Genomic DNA, 18572 nt, shown 5'->3' with positions numbered 1-18572 from the left:
ATTTCGTAACTGTAAGTTCTCCTCGTTCAATTTCTTGAACAATTTGTAATTTAAAAGACATTGAGTAATCTTTTTGAGTTCGCTTAACATAGCGTGTTTCTTCATGTTTTTCCATTAGGATACTTTTTGTGTATCGCTATTTCAGGACGGGACATATTTTAATATAAAATGCCTATCTGTTTCAGATAGGCATTTTTTTATGGGCTATTTTCAAAGTATCTAAAAGTGGCTGTGCTAAATAGACAGTTTCTTTTATGTGTTTTAGGGGTAGCCTATCTTTTTTTTTCAAATTTATACTAGTTGAATGGATTGGTATGAAACAGTATTCTTTTTACTTAAAATGAATGTTTTCTACAACGAATAAAGTGTTCGCTGAAGATGTGTGCTGTATCATAAGCGGAATAACGTTTATCCTGCGCTGTATTGTGTTAAAACGAATTTTAAGCACTACTATAGTGATTTAGTAAATTAGGCCTTTTGGCCGTCGATATATAAAAGGTACTAACAAGGTCAATAGAATAGAATGATTAGCCACGTCATTAATAAAATGTATTGCAGAATGGTAAAATAATTAGCAATTGGTAGATGGGACTTTAAAAGGTAAAATGGATCAACCTTAGTTGTAGTATTACAGTTTTTTGTTTTTACTACAATAATGCATTTTGAAATTTATTATCAATGCAAGAGCAGTAGCAGTTATAATTCGTAAAAAAAAGGAGCAATATATTGGGGTGTAATCTTGTTAAATTAATAAAATCATATTCTTTTAAGTGGTTTTTAATGTTTAGTAATTCTTTTCTTATACAGATGTGAAAAAAACATGTAGTTCATCGAAGAAGGCTTGCGTTTCATCGAAAATGTAATTATGTATGTGAAAAACAGGTATTTATACTTGGTTTTTTCAAGATATGTTTTCTATCTTTGAAATGTAATAATCAAATAAGGGGTATGTATTTATACTAAAAATCTTGTTATTTATTATGATGAAAAGGAGGTTCCCAAATCGCTTTTTTAAAACCTACATAATAGTTTGTATTAATAACCAATTAAATATATTTATTATGAAAAAAGTAATTTTAAGCGTCTCAGCGATGCTATTAGCTTCTTTAAGCTACGGACAAAGTAATGTGAGTACATTAACTCAGAGTGGTGATTATAATGGCGCTGCGGTTCTGCAAGTGGGGTACATGAATGATTCAGACGTGTTGCAATTAGGAAATGGTGATCTAGCTTTTGTAAATCAACAGGGAAGAAGCAATGAAGCTGATGTAAATCAGGGTGGCTTTAGAGATTTAGCCACTATTGATCAATATGGTAGAGGTAATGATGCTTACGTAGGGCAAGTAGGAGCATTTAACTCTGCAGATATAGATCAACATGGAAGAAGCAATGATGCTGTTATTGGTCAAGCTGGATGGGTTAACGACGCTACTATAGATCAACATGGAAGAAATAATGAGGCGACTACTATGCAATTTGGGGGCGGAAATGAATCAATAACAGCCCAAAGAGGAAGAGATAATAGCGCCTTAACCATACAGGTAGGAATAGGTAATGATTCTGAAGTGTACCAAAGAGGTCGCGATAATACTGCTAACACTGGACAAATGGGTTGGAATAATGAATCTGATGTAAATCAAACAGGTCGTAACAATACAGCTAATACGTTGCAAATGGGATGGGATAATACATCTATTATTACCCAAACTAATAATGGTAATACAGCAAACGTAATGCAGTTAGGTAATGATCATATGAGCACTGTGCTTCAAACTGGCGCTATGAACACTGGTTATATTATGCAAACAAACTAAAGTTTAATAGTTATAAAAAAAAGATGGAGTTGTATGATTCCATCTTTTTTTTTACTAAGATTTAGGTTAAGATTTTATTTTAGAGAGGTTAGGTGTTTTTGAGTATATTTTTATGTACTCATCTTTTAATTTTTCGAATATCTTCATGTAGTATTATTTTTAATTTTTATAAAAAAAAATATCATGAGAACAATTAAAGATTTTTGCTTGTTAATAGGTTTGTTTTTCTGTTCTGGCTATCTAGTAGCACAAGAGGAAAACATCCAATTAAATACGCTATATACTAATTATATTTCAGGAAATAATTTTTTATTGCAAAATAGTAGTAATCAATTAATTAATAGTAACTCGGTTAATTTAAAGCAAGTTGGTGCTGGCAATTATTCTGATATCTATATTAAAAGTTCAAATTCTAAGGTAGATGTAGATCAATATGGAAATAATAATAACGTAGATATCTATAAAAAAAGCTCTGCTGTAGTGCAAAATGTTCTTCAATCAGGAAATAATAATTTTGTGAGTGATTACTCTTCTAATAGTTATATAGAATCTAATATGACAATTAATCAAAACGGAAATAATTTAAAAATTTATAATAATGGTTCTAACTCTATCTCAAAAAATTTGATAATTAATCAAAAAGGAAATTCGGGAACTATTTATATTTTTAATCATTAAGTTATGAAAAACGATAAATTATATTTTTATCTTTTATTTTTCTTACTGAGTTGCTCAGTTGGCTTTTCTCAGGAAAGCAATAAGGAAGTAAAAGCCAAAATTAATGTTGAACAAGTTGAAAACATGCTAACAATAATTGGTACTGCTGAAAATTTAGATTCAGAATTTAAAAACATCTCATTTAAGTTAACTGTCTTTAGAAGTAATAAATCAAATTCTAATAAATCAAAAAATTCGCAAGATGGGCGTGTTACATTGAAGCCAATTCAAAAAGTCAATCTTTCTAAAACGCAAATTAATTTTAATAAAGATGATCAAATAATATTATTGTTATTAATTTATGATGAAAACGATGTTATAATAGGAAAAGACAGAGTCGTAGTTGGAGGAGATGAAGAATCTAAAGTTAGTGTTGTTAAGCCTAAGGACGGTCTTGAAATGATAGGTATTGTAGCTAATGAGACTAAAACTAGGTTAGGAAATGAATTTTATGATTATTTTTATTATGAGTATTCAAAGTTAAAAATAAATTCAAATAAAGTAGTTAGTGTGGGAGAAGAATTAACAGTTGGTATAACTACCAAGATAATTGTTAGTGTTAATGGAGATGTTATTGATGAGTTTATTGCAAGACCAGATGATGAGTTTTTGAAATATATGGCAACAGTCTCTTCGGATAATGTTTTTAAATATTTTAAAAATTTAGAAAAGCAAGCCCTTTACTTAACGCGATATTAAAAACAGAATTAATTGAGTTTTAAAACACGGAATTTGATTCCAATGGATTCGTAAAAACAGTATTATATTTTTTAAATTAAAATTAATATCTAAATTAATGAATATGAAAATTGTAGCGACAATTATTTTTATTATTGGAATTTTCTTTTCTGGAAATGCTCAGAGTTTAGTGTATAAGCCTATAAATCCTGCTTTTGGTGGAGATACATTTAATTATCAATGGTTGTTAAGTTCTGCTGAATCGCAAAATAAATTTAAAGAAACACAGGATTTAAGTTTCGGGCAGCAATCTGAGTTGGAAAGATTTAAAGAAAATCTAAATAGTCAAATTTTAAATCAAGTGTCGAGTTCATTATTTCAGACACAATTTGGTACAGACGGATTGACTGAAGGTTCTTATGTTTTTGGAAGTTTATCAATAGATATTTATCGGTCTAATTTGGGGCTAGTAGTTGATATATTAGATACAGATACTGGAGAACAGAGTCAAGTGATAGTTCCTGGAAATTAATATTTTTTTTAAAATATTTATGGAACAATCGCCTTTGATGTAATATTCAAAATTATTAATTATAAATAATTACAAGCTATGACTAAGAATGTTTTCTGCTTTTTTATTGTGTTATTATTATCCAGTTGCGCCGCTTATTTTAACCAACCAGTTGGTTTTGAAAAAGCTTCTTTTGGTGAAAGTAGTTCGTTAAATTCTTCTTTAAAAAAACTACCAAGGCCAAAAGAGCCTGTTGTCGTAGGAGTTTATAAGTTTAAAGACCAGACGGGACAATATAAAGCTGTTGAGTCAGGGAGTACTTTTAGCACAGCTGTTACCCAAGGTGCGACTTCAATTTTAATTAAAGCATTGGGAGATTCGAAATGGTTCATACCTATTGAAAGAGAGAATTTAGGAAACCTTTTGAATGAAAGAAATATTATCCGTTCCACTCGCCAAGAATACGCATCCAATTCTGATGCTAAAGAAAATCAACTTACCCCCCTTTTATTTGCTGGAGTTTTATTAGAAGGAGGTATAGTGTCATATGATTCTAATATAATTACTGGTGGATTTGGAGCTAGATATTTTGGGACCGGAGCCTCTACCAGATATAGACAAGATAGAATTACAATCTACCTTCGACTAGTTTCTACGTCAAATGGTAAGATTTTAAACACTGTTTACGTTTCTAAAACAATATTGTCGCAAAGTGTTGATGCTAACTTGTTTAAGTATGTGAATATAAAGAGATTGCTAGAAGTAGAAACTGGTTTTACAAGAAATGAGCCGATACAATTAGCCGTTACTGAGGCGATTGAGAAAGCTGTGGAAGGAATGATTGTAGATGGAATAAAAGATAAAATTTGGCAAGCAGACGCTTCAGAAAGTCAAGTTAAAACATTCGTAGATAATTACGATAGAGATGAAATTGAAACTAGTTCGGATGCACAAACTGTAATAAGCAGTAGTACAAAAAGAGGTAGAGTTGGTATTGAAGGTAGCGCTGGAGCAACTTATTTGAAAGGTGATTATCCAAACCCCATCCCTGAACCAATGATAAGAGGAGCGATTAAGTATTTTTTAAATCAAAATGTCAACTTCAGTGCGTCTTCAAATGCTTTTTGGTTAGGAGATAAAAGCATTACTAAAAAGGGATTTGCTTCTTTAGATTTAAATCTAGAATATATTTTCCGTCCTAATAGTCAATTAACACCTTATGTTTTTGCTGGAGGAGGTATGAATTTTAATAAAAAATTTGAAAACAAAAGTTTGAAAATTCAATATGGGCTAGGATTTGAGTATTTAGTATCGGATAGACTTGGGCTTAAGTTATATGGGGAACATAATTTGAATTTTTCAGATAATTTAGACTACTTTGAAACTGGGATTAGAGATGACTATTATTGGAGATTTGGACTGGGGATGACTTATTATTTCCCAAATAGAAGTAAAAGGTAAATTTGGTACTATGATAAAATTTAAATATTTAATTAATTGCTGGTATAATTATCAAAATAATCTGAAGATGAAAAAAATTGTTGTGAAATTATTTATCTGCTTTTTTATATTGAGTTCTTGTAGCGAGGAACAATTAGATTCAAATGCTAAAGGCACAGTAAAAGGTAGGGTCGTTGATTCAGAATCATTTGAACCTATTGTAAATGCTCGTGTTTCAACTAACCCGACTACAAGTACTTATTTTACTGATGAAGATGGGTATTTTGTCTTTGAAGAAATATTGGTAGGAGAATATTCTTTTCAGGCTCAAAAAGAAGGTTATATAGCTAAATTTGAACCAGCTGTTATAAAAGCTGGTATTACAACACAAATTATATTTGAAATGACGTTGTCTACAGCAAATAATAAGCCACCTGAAATTCCTGTTTTAACAGCTCCAGCTAATAATGCTACTAATCAAGCGTTAAAATTGAATTTAACTTGGACTGCTACTGATAAAGAATCTGATGTGTTAACGTATACAGTGACTGTCAAAAATGGAACAACAGACGTTGTTAAAACGTATTCAGATGTCAAAACAACAAGTCTTGAAATTAGTGACCTTAGTTATAGTACTAAATATTATTGGCAGGTTTCAGTTTCTGATGGGATAAATGCTTCTTCAAATAGTGTTACAAATAGTTTTACAACATTAGCTTTTCCAAATCCTAGATTTTTATATGTAAAACAACAGAATAACAATAACGTTATTTTTACTGCTGATGAAAGCGGGAATGAATTGCAATTATCATCTCCTGAGGTTAATAGTTATCGTCCAAGAAAAAATTTACAGATCAATAAGATAGCTTTTATAAGCTCAGATGGTTCTCAGAATCAGATATACACAATGAATCTTGATGGTTCAAATAAATCTAAGGTGACTAGTTCTATAGCAATTGCAGGTTTTAATATGGAGCATGTTAATTATTGTTGGAGTACCAATGGGAGTCAGATTATATATCCTAACTTTGATAAATTGTATCGCATAAATGCCAATGGAAGTGGTCTTGCTCAAATATTTCAAACACCGAATGGAAAATTTATATCCGAGTGTGATTGGAGTCAGGATGGAAGTCAAATTGCACTGAAAGTAAATGATAATTCAGGATATAATGTTGAAATATATGTGATTGATACTTCAGGTACAGTTTTATATTCCGTTCTTTCTGGGTTAAATGGAGGTGTAAGTGGTTTGAATATTTCGATTAGCAACCAAAAAATAGTATATACTAGAGATATTTCAGGTTTCCAAAATTCAACTTATAGACGATTAGACTCTCGAGTATTTGTATATGATAAATCAACAAATATTTCGACTGAACTTGCAACAGGGAAAAGTAATGGTTTTAATAATTTAGATGTTAAGTTTTCTCCAAATGAAGCAGAAGTTATTTTTACAAATACTTCAAATGACGGAATTTCGGTTAAAGATGTTCAAAAAGCAAGTATTTTAAACGGAGGTACAAGTACCACACTATTTGCTGGAGGTTCTATGCCAGAGTGGAAGTAATTTAAGACTCTATCACAAAAAAAATACCCATCTTTAGCGATTTGGGTATTTTTTTTATTTTCAATTTTTATTATTGGCGCTGCTGCATACACTAAACACTTCCTAAATGCGAATACACGAAACCCAAAAAAAATATTTATCTTTGCCTCACAACCCAGTTGCCTAAAAACAACATACACAACTACACTACATGAGTTCAGATACTTCAAAAAGATATGCGCAACGCGGTGTTTCGGCATCCAAAGAAGATGTGCATAATGCCATAAAAAATATTGACAAAGGATTGTTTCCTCAAGCGTTCTGTAAAATCGTTCCGGATTATTTAACCCAAGACGAAGACTATTGCTTGATTATGCATGCTGATGGTGCAGGAACTAAATCTTCTCTGGCTTATATGTACTGGAAAGAAACAGGAGATATTTCTGTTTGGAAAGGGATCGCTCAAGATGCATTAATCATGAATATTGATGATTTATTATGTGTAGGGGCAACGGATAATATTTTGCTTTCTTCAACAATCGGAAGAAATAAAAATCTTATTCCAGGTGAAGTTTTATCAGCTATTATCAATGGAACCGAAGAACTGATAAAAGAACTGGATTCTTTTGGGGTAACTATTCACTCTACAGGAGGTGAAACCGCTGATGTGGGTGATATCGTTCGTACTATTATTGTAGATTCTACCGTAACAGCTCGCATGAAACGTTCTAAAGTGATTGATAATGCAAACATTAAAGCAGGTGACGTAATCGTGGGTATGGCTTCTTTTGGTCAAGCTACTTACGAGAAAAGCTATAATGGCGGAATGGGAAGTAACGGATTAACATCAGCACGTCATGATGTTTTTGGGAAATATTTGGCTACTAAATACCCAGAAAGTTTTGACGCAGCAGTCCCTGAAGAATTAATCTATTCGGGTCAAGTTAAATTGACTGATGCCGTTGAAAATTCACCTATAGACGCAGGTCAACTAGTACTTTCACCTACCAGAACTTATGCGCCTATTATTAAGAAAATTTTAGATAAATACTCGTCTGATGACATTCACGGAATGGTACATTGCAGCGGAGGAGCACAAACTAAGATTTTACACTTTGTACAAAACTTACACATCATAAAGGATAATTTATTTCCAGTTCCACCATTGTTTCAATTGATACAAGAGCAATCTAAAACAGACTGGAAGGAAATGTACCAGGTTTTCAACTGTGGCCACCGTATGGAAGTTTATGTTCCTGAAGCTGTCGCACAAGATATTATTGCGATTTCTAAGTCATTCAATGTCGATGCGCAAATTGTGGGTAGAGTAGAAGCAGCTGATAGCAAGAAATTGACGATCAGTAGCGAATACGGAACTTTTGAATATTAATATTAACTGATTTACCTGAAGCTAATCCCGCTCTACGCTGTATTCCCGATAAATAAAAACTACGGCTAAAAAGCCTTGTTTTCTAAATCGGGAGATGCCAGTTATAGATGCTAAAAAATAAATAGTATGTACGAATTAGTATTTTGGAAATATCTGGAGGAAGTTTATTTAAACCATCACGAGGTTTATGAAATCATTTCAGAAGAACAAGCCGAGATCGAAGGTTTAGAAGTACTTCCTGTTCAAGTCATCTTGAATAGAATCGCTTCCGTATTCTCAAAATGGGAAAAAGTAGACGACTCAAGTTGGAAAAACAATGACGGAGTAGGTGCTTTTCATATTAGAACCACTCCGCAAAGTATAAAAATTGATTGTTACGGTACCGCAGGAAAGACAATGGATACCTTGGTAAATATAATGGAAGAATTCAAATGTCCACTTTATGACCCACAGGTTCCTGAGCGTTACGATGAAATGAGTGAATAAGCTTCTAGTTCGTTAAAAACATAAAGCATTAAGTTTATTAAGTATTTTTTCTTAATTTTCTTAATGCTTTTATATTTAGTACAAGTCCAGTTTATAAGTAATTAAATAGTCGAATATGAATTTCAATTTTTCTCAAGATCTCGTTCTTGAAGACGAACAGGTTTTACTACGCCCACTACTAATAACAGATGTTGATAATTTATTGGAGATTTCCCTCAATGAGCCCGAGACTTGGCAGTATTCTTTAGTGCAAGCTAATGGAAAGGAAAACTTGCAGACCTATATTCAATTGGCTGTTAAAGCCAGAGAAAGTAAAACGCAATTTCCCTTTATTGTTTTTGATAAAAAAAGTGGAAAATATGGAGGAAGCAGCCGATTCTATGAGATTAATCAAGATTTTAAAACACTGCTGTTAGGCTATACTTGGTATGGGAAACAGTTTAGAGGAACTGGCTTAAATAAACACTGCAAATTCTTGCTACTACAATTTGCTTTCGAAGAATTGGGCATGGAGCGAGTTGAATTCAGGGCTGACAACAATAATGCTCGCAGTATCGCTGCCATGAAAAGTATTGGTTGCACAGAAGAAGGCGTTTTGAGAAACCATATGCCTACTTTTAATAGCGATTTACGTAGGGATACAATTATTTTAAGCATTCTCAGATCAGAATGGTTTGATACTGTTAAGGCTAATCTAATCAAAAAGCTATAAGGTTTTCTTATCGGTATTTTGCGTTGCGTCTTCTTGCTTTTTCTCCTCTTCAACCCTAAAACCAATTAATTGTCTGTATTTTGATTCTGTTTCTTCTAATTCCTCCTCTAGTTTTTTGTAAAGACTGATATCTTTTATGGTTATTACTGCCGCTACCACATTGTTATCTTGATCAACCAATGGTCTACCGCTAATAAGAACACGTTTTTTTTCGCGTTTTTCTGGATCCCAAAGAATTACGTCTATATCATCTGTTACCTCACCATTGAAGGCCCGCTCCATAGGTAAATTTTGAGAAGGGAATATAGTTCTTTCATCTGGAAAATAGAGCTCAAAATGATTTGTTAAAGAAGTCGATATTTTCTCATTTTGATAGATTCCAAGAATTTCGTTGGCTCTGTAATTAGCAAGGATTATTTCCTTATCAGCATTGGCAACAATGACACCTTCGCCTATATTCTCAACAATGAGGCGTAGTTTTTCCTCATTTTCATAAAGGTTGTTTATTATGGTTTTCTCTTCTTCTTCTAATCTGACGTTTTCAGTAATGTCACGCGCTGCTGAATATAAAATGTCTTTTTTAATGTCTAAATTGACATTCCAGTCCAACCATTTATAACTACCGTCTTTACAAAGGATGCGATTTTTAAAATTAGTAGCTGGATTTTTCTTTGAAAGTGCACTTAGACTTTCAGCTACTGCTTTTTTATCATCCGGATGGACCAGCTCCATATATTTTATTTTGGCAATATCTTTTTGACTATATCCAAGTGTTTTGGTAAATGAAGGGCTGATTTGTACAAAATCATCTCCTTTTGTAACGGTAAGTATATCAAATGTCATTTTAAAAAACTGGTCTGCCGTTTTTAAAGAAGCTTCATTTTCAACTAATTTTGTGATGTCACGTGCGGCAGCATACATTGCCCCCGTTCTAACATCAAAAGTACTGGTCCAATCTAGCCATTTATAGGAGCCATCTTTGCAAAGTGTACGAGCCCTATAACTTAATACTGAGTTTTTCTTTTGAGATTTTTTAAAGTTATCGAGAGAAGTCTTTTTGTCATCAGGATGGCTTAATGAAATAAAAGGTTTATTTTCCAAGTCATTTTTATTGTATCCAAGAGTTCTTGTAAAAGCAGGATTGATTTTGAGAAAATATCCATCTTTAGCAACTACGAAAATATCATAAGAGATATTAAAAAATGTGTCGGCAACAATCAGGGAATTTTCAATTTCTTTTTGTTCAGTAACATCATGTGCTACCGCATATAATAAGCCTGTTGTCAGATCAGGAGAAGCAGACCATAAAAGCCACTTTACAGACTTGTTTTTGCACACCCACCGGTTTTCAAACTGTATTGTTGAAATGCCTGTTTTGAGCTTGTCAATTTCCTTCTGAGTATTATCCCTATCATCTGGAAAAACATAATCTAGAAAAGGGTGATTAATTAATTCTTCCTCTGAATATCCCAATGTTTTACTTAGGGATGGGTTAATTTTTACAAATTTATCATTTCTAGCAATAACCATAATATCTAAAGACATATTGAAGAACTTGTTGGCGGCTTTTGATGAATCCTCCATTTTTTTTCTCTCTGTGATATCTGTTAATATTCCTCCTAATGCATAGACTCTTTCATTTGCATCATACAACGGGAATTTTACGGCTATATAAGTATGCTTGCCATCTTGTTGCTCGATTGTCTCTTCTGTTTTTAGTTCTCTAAGTTTTTTTACTACCTCAATATCAGAATTTCTGTAAGTATCAGCTATTTTTTCTGGTAAAAAATCATGATCAGTTTTTCCTAGGATTTCTTCATTTGAAATTTTAAACAAGTCACCAAATTGTTTGTTAATCAATAAGTATTCCCCATTTAATTTTTTAATAAAGATGGGATTGGAGGTATTGTCAATTATAGACTGCAGTAGTTGCTTATTTTCGAAAAGTAAATCTCGTGAAATTTTCTTTGCACGTAATTGGGAACGAATGATAAAGTAAACAATTACTAATAAAACGATTGAAAGAATAAATAACGAAACTTCTATCCAATTTAATAGGCTGTCCATAGTCATGTCTCTTTGCTTATTGAGTCTGGCAATAAAAATCCAGCCCGAGGCAATAACTACTAAAACATTAATTATAAATCCTAAAAATATTTTTTTTTCAAAAGAAATTTTCATGACCCTGTTTTTTAAACTTAATTTATAAATCACTATTTATATAAAAACCTATGTATATGAAAGTTAGTGAATTATATTTAAAAGGGTAGTGTTTTTTAAGAAATATCTCCTCAAAGCAGAAATTAAATACTACTGTTTATAATAGTTCGTGATTTAGGATATGTAGCGGCTTTTTAAGATGGCAAATAGATTTTAGTACTTAAATCGAGATTATTGTTTTGCGTTTTCAAATTTCATCAAATTCAGGCTCAATAGAATTACAATCAAAGTAACGCCAACATCAGCTGCAATGGCGAAAACCAGATTACTGTAGCCCATAAAAGCTAGAGTGATGAAAACGAGCTTCACTACAATTGCTCCGATAGTGTTAAATTTTATTCTTGCCAAGGTTTTTTTGCTAAGACGAATAAGAAAGGGGATAAGAGAAAGTTTATCGTTCATTAGTGCAATATTAGCCGTTTCAATTGCTGTATCACTCCCAGCTGCTCCCATTGCAATTCCTACGGTACTTAATGCCAAAGCCGGCGCATCGTTTATACCGTCACCTACCATAGCCACAAAGCCAAATTCCTTTAATAGTTCTTTTATTTTATCTGACTTCTCTTCTGGAAGCAAGCCACCAAATACCTTGTCTATTCCCACTTGTTCCGCGACATAATGAGCTGCTTTCTGGCTGTCACCAGTTAGCATTATTAATTTGATATTTAGTTTTTGCAATTGTTTTATTGCGGAAGCACTGTCCGGTTTAATTTCGTCGGTTAAACCAATGATTCCAGCAACACCATTACCAAAACTGACTACGACGCTTGTTTTCCCCTCTGAGGCAAGCTGCTCCACTATTTGTTCGGCTTTGTCATTTACCTCATGATATTCTTTGATAAATTCAAGTTTTCCAACATAAACGGTTTCATTTTCACAAACCAAACATTTTGCGATAGCTCCTTTTCCTATAATGCTTTTAAAAGCTTCCGCTTTGTGGGGTTCAAAACCTTCTTTTCTGCTGGCGGTTACAATTGCCTGTGCTAAAGGATGCTCAGAAAAAAGTTCAGTACCAGCAGTACAAGCCAACAGTTCTTCTCGAGTGGTTACGTTTAATGGGAATATATCAGAAACGATTGGATTACCATAAGTGATTGTTCGGGTTTTGTCTAAGGCTATTGCTTTTATGCTTGCCATGGACTCGATGTGCTTGCCTCCCTTTATTAGAGCCCCTTTTGCGGAAGCATTTCCAATGGCAGCATAAATTGCAACGGGAGTGGAAATAACCAAAGCACAAGGACAGGCAATCACTAAAAGAGTGATGGCTTGGTTTAGCCAAATATCAAGATCCAAATGCAGTATAAAAACGGGAATTGCAAAAACAAGTACTGCCATGGCAATAATTGTAGGTGTATAAAATTTTGAAAAGCGTTGAATGAATTTTTGAGTGTCACTTTTAGCTGCCGCAGCTTCAAAGGTGAGTCGGATAATTTTTGAAAAAGTGGTGTCGATAGAAAGTTTGCTAGTCTCAATTTCAATAAAGCCATCTTTGTTGAGCGTCCCCGCAAATAAATAGTCCCCAGGATGTTTGTCTTTTGGGATAGGTTCGCCGGTAATCGCAGCTTCGTCAACAGTAGTTTCTCCTGAAATTATTTTGCCGTCAAGCGGAATCATTTCGCCTGGTTTAACCTGAATAATCGTACCGACGGGTATTTTATTTATTGGAATATTTTTGTTTTCCTCTTTTACGAAAGCCATTTTTGGAGCGATACTTACTAATTTATCCAAGGCTGATTTTGAATTTTCAAGACCAATGTCTTCCAGCCGTTCACCCAAAACATATAGAACAATTACTACAGCCGCCTCGGGATATTCTCCCAGATAGAAAGCGGCAAAAACCGCAATGGTCATCAATAGATTTATACTGCTAAAGTTAAGCTTGTAAATGGCTTTAAATCCGTCTATCAAAACCTCGTAACCGATACCAATAATGAAAGCGGCAAAAACAAAAGGGCCATAGGGTAGGGGGATAGTAATGCCTATTAGGGATAATATTTCTAAGACAACAACTATCGTGATTGAGGAAAGTAAAACGAGAAATTTTTTGTCTTTGATAGGTAGTTGCATAAAATAGATTTTGTTTTACTGTTTTTTTTAATTTTAATGATCAGGAATTCTATATAATAGAAGAATAAGCAATCGAACTAGAGAATTCAAATGCTTTCAATTTCCTTTTTAAAGAAGTTTCGTTTAAGTAACAGTTGTATTGTATGGCTAATTTAAGTTAATATTTTTGTTCTAAAGAATAAAATATACGTTCTATCCTGAGGTGTAGGGTATCTATAAATGTTGACTTTCATTTTCAGGGATATAGAATGCTGTGGTGTTTTTCTATTATTTAATCGTTATGTAGTGTAGTTTGCCAAAAACTTTGCGAACTTTGCGTTCAAATAAAAGAACATGAAAATAAATCTAAAAATCGGAATTGACAAGCTCATTTTCGGAATGAAACAAAAGGATGTTACCGCAATTTACGGTAAACCGGATAGGAACTATAAGGACGAAGATGACAACGTTATTTTTGCTTACAATACGTTGAAAATTCGTTTGACTTTCTACAAAGAAGAAGAATTCAAATTAGGATATATGGTTGCTTCAAGTCCTGAATTGGATTTGTTTGGGAACAAAGTAATCAATAGAAATATCGCTGAAGTAAAGAAAGAACTGGCAAAAAAAGGCCTCATTAAATTCACTCAAGAAGAATTTGATACTTTCGAAAATTATTTTAACGAAGAAAATTGGATCATTTTTCAAACAGAATTTGATGAGGTAGTTAAATTTGAAATTGGTGCCATCATCAATCAAAAAGATGAGTTTGACTGGAAATTCGGAAAGAAATAGATTAACAATAGGGAAGGCTTTTTGTCTTTGAAAATAGTTTTTCTCTCAGAATAAGTAATAAACAAAAACCCGATAGATTTTAAGATCTGTCGGGTTTGTTTATTTAGTAGTATTACTGATTGTTATTTTGAGGCTGCAGGTTTATCAAACATCTCCAATTCAAAAATTAAGGTTGTATTTGGTGGAATTACTCCTCCAGCACCTCTTTCGCCATAAGCTAAATTGGCTGGGATAAACAGTAAGGCTTTGTCTCCATAAGACATAAAACTTAAGCCTTCAATAAAGCCGGGAATCATACCGTCTTTTTTACCAGCTTCAAATGGAAAGGCTTGGTATCCATTTTGGGCAGCTCGGCGCTCGTCATATTTTCCATAGGCTTTGTTGACGTCCTCGTAACTGCTGTCAAACAAGTTTCCATCTTCAAAGTAACCTGCATAGTGAAAATAGAAAGTAGAGCCGTCAACCGGTTTAATTCCGCTACCTTTTTGAATTATTTTATAGGTCAATCCAGAAGCAGTAGTTGTTGCAGTTGCTTTTGTTACGTCAAAAAAGGCCTTTTTTGCGGCTACTACAGCTGCATATTTAGCGGCAAGGTTTCTTTTTGTTTCTTCCTCTAAAGCAGCTTGTTTTTTAGCATCTGCCTCTTTATTGCCATAATAATTTGCAAATACTTTGGCAGCGTCAAAATATTTTGCAGCAGCTCCTTTTCGAGAGATGGTTACTTTTGTAATAACATCACCTTGAACTATGCTATTTACAATATCCATTCCTTCAGTCACATGACCAAAAATAGTATGTTTGCCGTTTAACCAAGGGGTGTCTTTGTGTGTAATGAAAAATTGACTTGAGTTTGTAGCGGGACCAGAATTGGCCATAGCTAAAATACCAGCTTTATCAAACTTTAAATCGGTAAATTCATCTTTAAATGCGTATCCAGTTCCGCCAGCACCAGTTCCTTGTGGGTCTCCGGTTTGAATCATAAAATCATTAATGACACGGTGAAATTTCAAACCATCATAAAATGGTTTTCCTTTTAGTTTTGAATCAGTGATAAAACTGTTTTTTCCTTCGGATAATGCAATGAAATTGGCCACGGTTATAGGCGCTTTTTTGTATTGTAACTCTAGCGTGATATCCCCTTTGTTAGTTGATATTGTTGCAAAGATCCCTTCAATAGCAATGGGTTTTGTAACAATGGCCTTTGTTGTTGTGACTTGTTTCTGTGTAGGAACAGTTTTTTTTATGCTTTGAGCCTGTGCACTTAACATGCCCAAGCAAACCAAAAATAAAAGTTTAAGTTTCATTTTATACGATTTTTAAATTCTAATTTTTTATTCAGCTGTTGATTCTAATAATTCCACTTCAAAGACAATATTAGTATTTGGTGGAATAACATCTCCTGCACCACCTGCGCCATAAGCTAGATGTGAAGGTATAAACAGTATCGCTTTATCTCCAATAGATAATTTTTCCAGTCCTTCAATAAATCCAGGAATCATACCGTCTTTACGACCTGCTTGAAATGGGATAGGCTGATAACCATTTTGTTCTGCTCTGGCAGGGTCAAATTTCCCAAATATTTTCGCTTCGCTTTCTAAACTGGTATCAAAAAGTTGTCCGTCTTCTAGGAAACCTGCATAATGAATGTATACTGTACTTCCTTTCTCCGGTTTTTTACCGCCTGCTTTTTTAGTGATAACATATTTAAGACCACTAGAGGTCTTCACTGCTTTACTTCTTAGGGCATTAAAATATTTCACCTTGTCATCGCGAACGTCTTTGTATTTTTCGTCGTATGCCTTTTTGCTTTCTGCATCAATGGCCAGTTTCTTCTTTTGATTTTCCGATTCTACTGAGAAGTAGTCGTAGAATGTTTTTACTGCATTAAACTTTTTTGCGGCCTCACCTTTTCTAATGATAGTAACTTTCTTGATATAGTCATTTTGCTCAACTATGTTTACTACATTCATTCCATTATCTACCACATGTCCAAAAATGGTGTGTTTTCCGTCTAACCATGGTGTTGAAACGTGCGTGATGAAAAACTGGCTGCTATTAGTTGCCGGACCATTATTTGCCATAGCTAAAACTCCACCGCCATCAAAACGCAAGTCATTAATTTCATCTTTAAATTTATAGCCAGCATCCCCAGATCCAGTACCTAATGGATCTCCGGTTTGAATCATAAAGTCTTTAATAACCCTGTGAAATTTTAGTCCATCAAAAAAAGGTTTTCCTTTCAAGTTGTCATTGGTTACAAAATCATTTTTTCCTTCTGCCAGAGTAACAAAATTAGCGACCGTTATAGGGGCTTTTTTATAATCCAGCTCCACAATAATGGCTCCTCTACTTGTTTCTATTTTAGCATAGAGACCATCGGGAAGGTTACTGTTTTCTTCGTTGCAGGAATAAAAGCTTGCAATTACAAGTAATACGAATAGGATCTTTTTTTTCATATCGATATAAATTAACTTACTATTTAAGTGTGTCTTTTGGTTTTATGTTTTGAATTGGCTTTTTCACAGCAGCTGCTTGTTTTGGCGTACTGTCCGTTGAAACTGCTTGTAAAGGTGTTTTAACAACAGCCGGTTTTGATTCCTTTTGTTTTTTATAAACGGATTCAGGTATGAAATCATTTAGTGTCACTGTGCAAAGTAAAGGCTGGTTTACACCAATTTTTTTATTGTCGCCATGATAACCAAATCCCATATGTGATGGAAAAAAAAAGTTTACCGTTTCGTTTTTATGCATCAGTTTGATACCGTCCCTTAATCCTATCATAATCTCTTGTTTATCTACATAATAGATTTGGGGTCTTAATTCCAGCTGCGAGTATATTATATTGCCATCAATGTCTTTTATTTCATAATCAAAGAAAGCGATATCCCCTTTTTTTGGAGTCAGCGTGTCTAGTTCGTTCATGGTTTCATAAGAATACCAATAGCCTTTTGACGAAGCAAAATATTCTATAGTAGGGTTGCTTTTCATTATGGTTTTAATCTGGTCTTCTTCGCTTGCCACCAACTTCTTATTTCTTTCCGCTGATTTTTTCATAAAAGTTCCAGAGGTATGAGAAATTGGTCTTCTTACTTCCTGATGCTGTTTGCAACCAGTCAGCATAACGGATATAAAGAATACAACTGCGATATATTGGCTGAATTTCATAATCTATTATATCGTTAGGTTTGTTACTAAATCTTCAAATTTACGTATGGTTTCCTCCATTGATACTTCCGATTTTCCACCGGCGGCATTGCGATGTCCACCTCCTTGAAAATGATCTCTTGCAAATTGGTTTACATCAAAGTCACCTTGGGAACGGAATGAAATTTTGATTATTTTCTCATCTTTGTTTTCGATAAAAATAGCTGTAAAAACAATGCCTTTTATACTCAGACCATAATTTACAATACCTTCAGTATCTCCTTTTATATAGTCAAAAGTATCTAGTTCCTCTTGGGTCAGTGTGGTATAGGCAGTTTGATGCTCAGATAAAACCTTCAGATTTTGAAGTGCTCTACCAAGAAGCTGCAAGCGACTGTAAGAGCTGTTTTCAAATAGTAAGCTAGGTATTTTCGTGTTCTCTACACCTAAATCTATTAATTCTGCAACAATTCGATGTGTATTTCCTGTGGTTCCAGGAAACCGGAACGAACCAGAATCAGTAAGAATTCCGGTATAAATGCAAGTTCCGATCGTTTTGTCGATATCTTCTTTTTTTCCAAGAAAGGAAATAAAGTTATAAAGCATTTCGCATGTTGATCCAATCGAAGTATCTGAATAGGTGTATGCAGCATAATCATCCGGTTTTTGATGGTGGTCGATCATGATAAAAGGCGCTTTCATCTCGGCTAATACCTCTTCCATTCCGCCACCTACACGGTGTAAAGCATTAAAATCTAAAGTAAAAATTAGGTCGGCCTCCTCAAGAATTTTTACACTATTTTCTCTTTCTTTTTCGAATATTTTAACCGTTTCTGAACCTGGAAGCCAAGCCAGAAAATCGGGAAATTCATTTGGCGCAATGACGGTCGGTTTATGATTATTTTTCAATAAAAAATGATATAATCCTAAAGTGGAACCCATAGCATCGCCATCAGGACCTTTATGTGGAATTATTGCAATTTTTTTTGGTGTTGCCAATAACAACTGTATCGCTTGAATGTCTTGTATTTTCATAGTCTGCGAAATTACATTTTTTAATGTAAAGTTTG

The 18572-nt window shown here is 33.6% G+C and carries 16 protein-coding genes; 10 read left to right on the top strand and 6 right to left on the bottom strand.

Translation table 11 applies throughout. From position 1 onward, the window contains the following. The first annotated feature begins 1061 nt into the window (after positions 1-1061). The 9 genes from BLV91_RS03695 (at position 1062) to BLV91_RS03655 (ending at position 9297) form a co-directional block, all read left to right on the top strand. Positions 1062-1814, top strand: coding sequence for a hypothetical protein (locus tag BLV91_RS03695; protein ID WP_175513943.1), 753 nt, complete (start codon positions 1062-1064; stop codon positions 1812-1814). A 183-nt stretch (positions 1815-1997) separates the two neighbouring features. Beyond that, positions 1998-2492, top strand: coding sequence for a hypothetical protein (locus BLV91_RS03690; protein WP_091429733.1), 495 nt, complete (start codon positions 1998-2000; stop codon positions 2490-2492). Positions 2493-2495: 3 nt separating this feature from the next. Then, entirely contained in the window at positions 2496-3230 is a 735-nt protein-coding gene (locus BLV91_RS03685) for a CsgE family curli-type amyloid fiber assembly protein (protein ID WP_091429731.1), read from the top strand. A gap of 103 nt (positions 3231-3333) precedes the next feature. Then, entirely contained in the window at positions 3334-3741 is a 408-nt protein-coding gene (locus BLV91_RS03680) for a curli production assembly/transport component CsgF (protein WP_091429800.1), read from the top strand. A 78-nt stretch (positions 3742-3819) separates the two neighbouring features. Then, on the top strand, positions 3820-5181 hold the full coding sequence (locus BLV91_RS03675) for a CsgG/HfaB family protein (RefSeq protein WP_091429729.1): 1362 nt from the start codon (positions 3820-3822) through the stop codon (positions 5179-5181). Positions 5182-5248: 67 nt separating this feature from the next. Then, positions 5249-6730 (top strand): carboxypeptidase regulatory-like domain-containing protein, encoded by a 1482-nt coding sequence (locus BLV91_RS03670; RefSeq protein ID WP_091429726.1) that lies wholly within the window; start codon positions 5249-5251, stop codon positions 6728-6730. A 190-nt stretch (positions 6731-6920) separates the two neighbouring features. Beyond that, entirely contained in the window at positions 6921-8099 is a 1179-nt protein-coding gene (locus BLV91_RS03665) for an AIR synthase related protein (RefSeq protein ID WP_091429724.1), read from the top strand. 126 nt (positions 8100-8225) lie between these two features. Continuing rightward, positions 8226-8585: a hypothetical protein gene (locus BLV91_RS03660; protein ID WP_091429722.1), complete on the top strand. Its 360-nt coding sequence runs from the start codon at positions 8226-8228 to the stop codon at positions 8583-8585. A 115-nt stretch (positions 8586-8700) separates the two neighbouring features. Further along, entirely contained in the window at positions 8701-9297 is a 597-nt protein-coding gene (locus BLV91_RS03655; RefSeq protein WP_091429719.1) for a GNAT family N-acetyltransferase, read from the top strand. Here the strand turns inward: BLV91_RS03655 and BLV91_RS03650 are convergent. Both BLV91_RS03650 and BLV91_RS03645 read right to left on the bottom strand, forming a co-directional pair. Then, positions 9292-11478, bottom strand: a complete 2187-nt coding sequence (locus BLV91_RS03650) for a PAS domain S-box protein (RefSeq protein WP_091429717.1) — start codon at positions 11476-11478, stop codon at positions 9292-9294. The two genes, BLV91_RS03655 and BLV91_RS03650, sit on opposite strands and share 6 nt — an antisense overlap. Positions 11479-11688: 210 nt before the next feature. Continuing rightward, complete coding sequence (locus tag BLV91_RS03645) at positions 11689-13584, bottom strand: heavy metal translocating P-type ATPase (RefSeq protein ID WP_091429715.1); 1896 nt, start codon at positions 13582-13584, stop codon at positions 11689-11691. Between the two features lie 333 nt (positions 13585-13917). On the opposite strand from BLV91_RS03645, the gene BLV91_RS03640 reads away from it, so the two are divergent. After that, positions 13918-14358 (top strand): hypothetical protein, encoded by a 441-nt coding sequence (locus BLV91_RS03640; RefSeq protein WP_091429713.1) that lies wholly within the window; start codon positions 13918-13920, stop codon positions 14356-14358. A 122-nt stretch (positions 14359-14480) separates the two neighbouring features. On the opposite strand, the gene BLV91_RS03635 is transcribed toward BLV91_RS03640, so the two are convergent. The 4 genes from BLV91_RS03635 to BLV91_RS03620 are packed head-to-tail and all read right to left on the bottom strand — an operon-like array spanning position 14481 to position 18537. Continuing rightward, positions 14481-15662 (bottom strand): peptidylprolyl isomerase, encoded by a 1182-nt coding sequence (locus tag BLV91_RS03635; protein WP_091429711.1) that lies wholly within the window; start codon positions 15660-15662, stop codon positions 14481-14483. 27 nt (positions 15663-15689) lie between these two features. Beyond that, on the bottom strand, positions 15690-16814 hold the full coding sequence (locus tag BLV91_RS03630) for a peptidylprolyl isomerase (protein ID WP_091429709.1): 1125 nt from the start codon (positions 16812-16814) through the stop codon (positions 15690-15692). Between the two features lie 19 nt (positions 16815-16833). Beyond that, on the bottom strand, positions 16834-17523 hold the full coding sequence (gldI, locus tag BLV91_RS03625) for a gliding motility-associated peptidyl-prolyl isomerase GldI (protein ID WP_091429707.1): 690 nt from the start codon (positions 17521-17523) through the stop codon (positions 16834-16836). A gap of 6 nt (positions 17524-17529) precedes the next feature. After that, complete coding sequence (locus BLV91_RS03620) at positions 17530-18537, bottom strand: DHH family phosphoesterase (RefSeq protein ID WP_091429798.1); 1008 nt, start codon at positions 18535-18537, stop codon at positions 17530-17532. Positions 18538-18572 lie beyond the last annotated feature (35 nt).

Source organism: Flavobacterium degerlachei, assembly GCF_900106645.1.
In the GTDB taxonomy this organism is placed as follows: domain Bacteria; phylum Bacteroidota; class Bacteroidia; order Flavobacteriales; family Flavobacteriaceae; genus Flavobacterium; species Flavobacterium degerlachei.
Note: the sequence above shows the minus strand (reverse complement) of the source record. Positions and strands in the feature narration are given on the sequence as shown.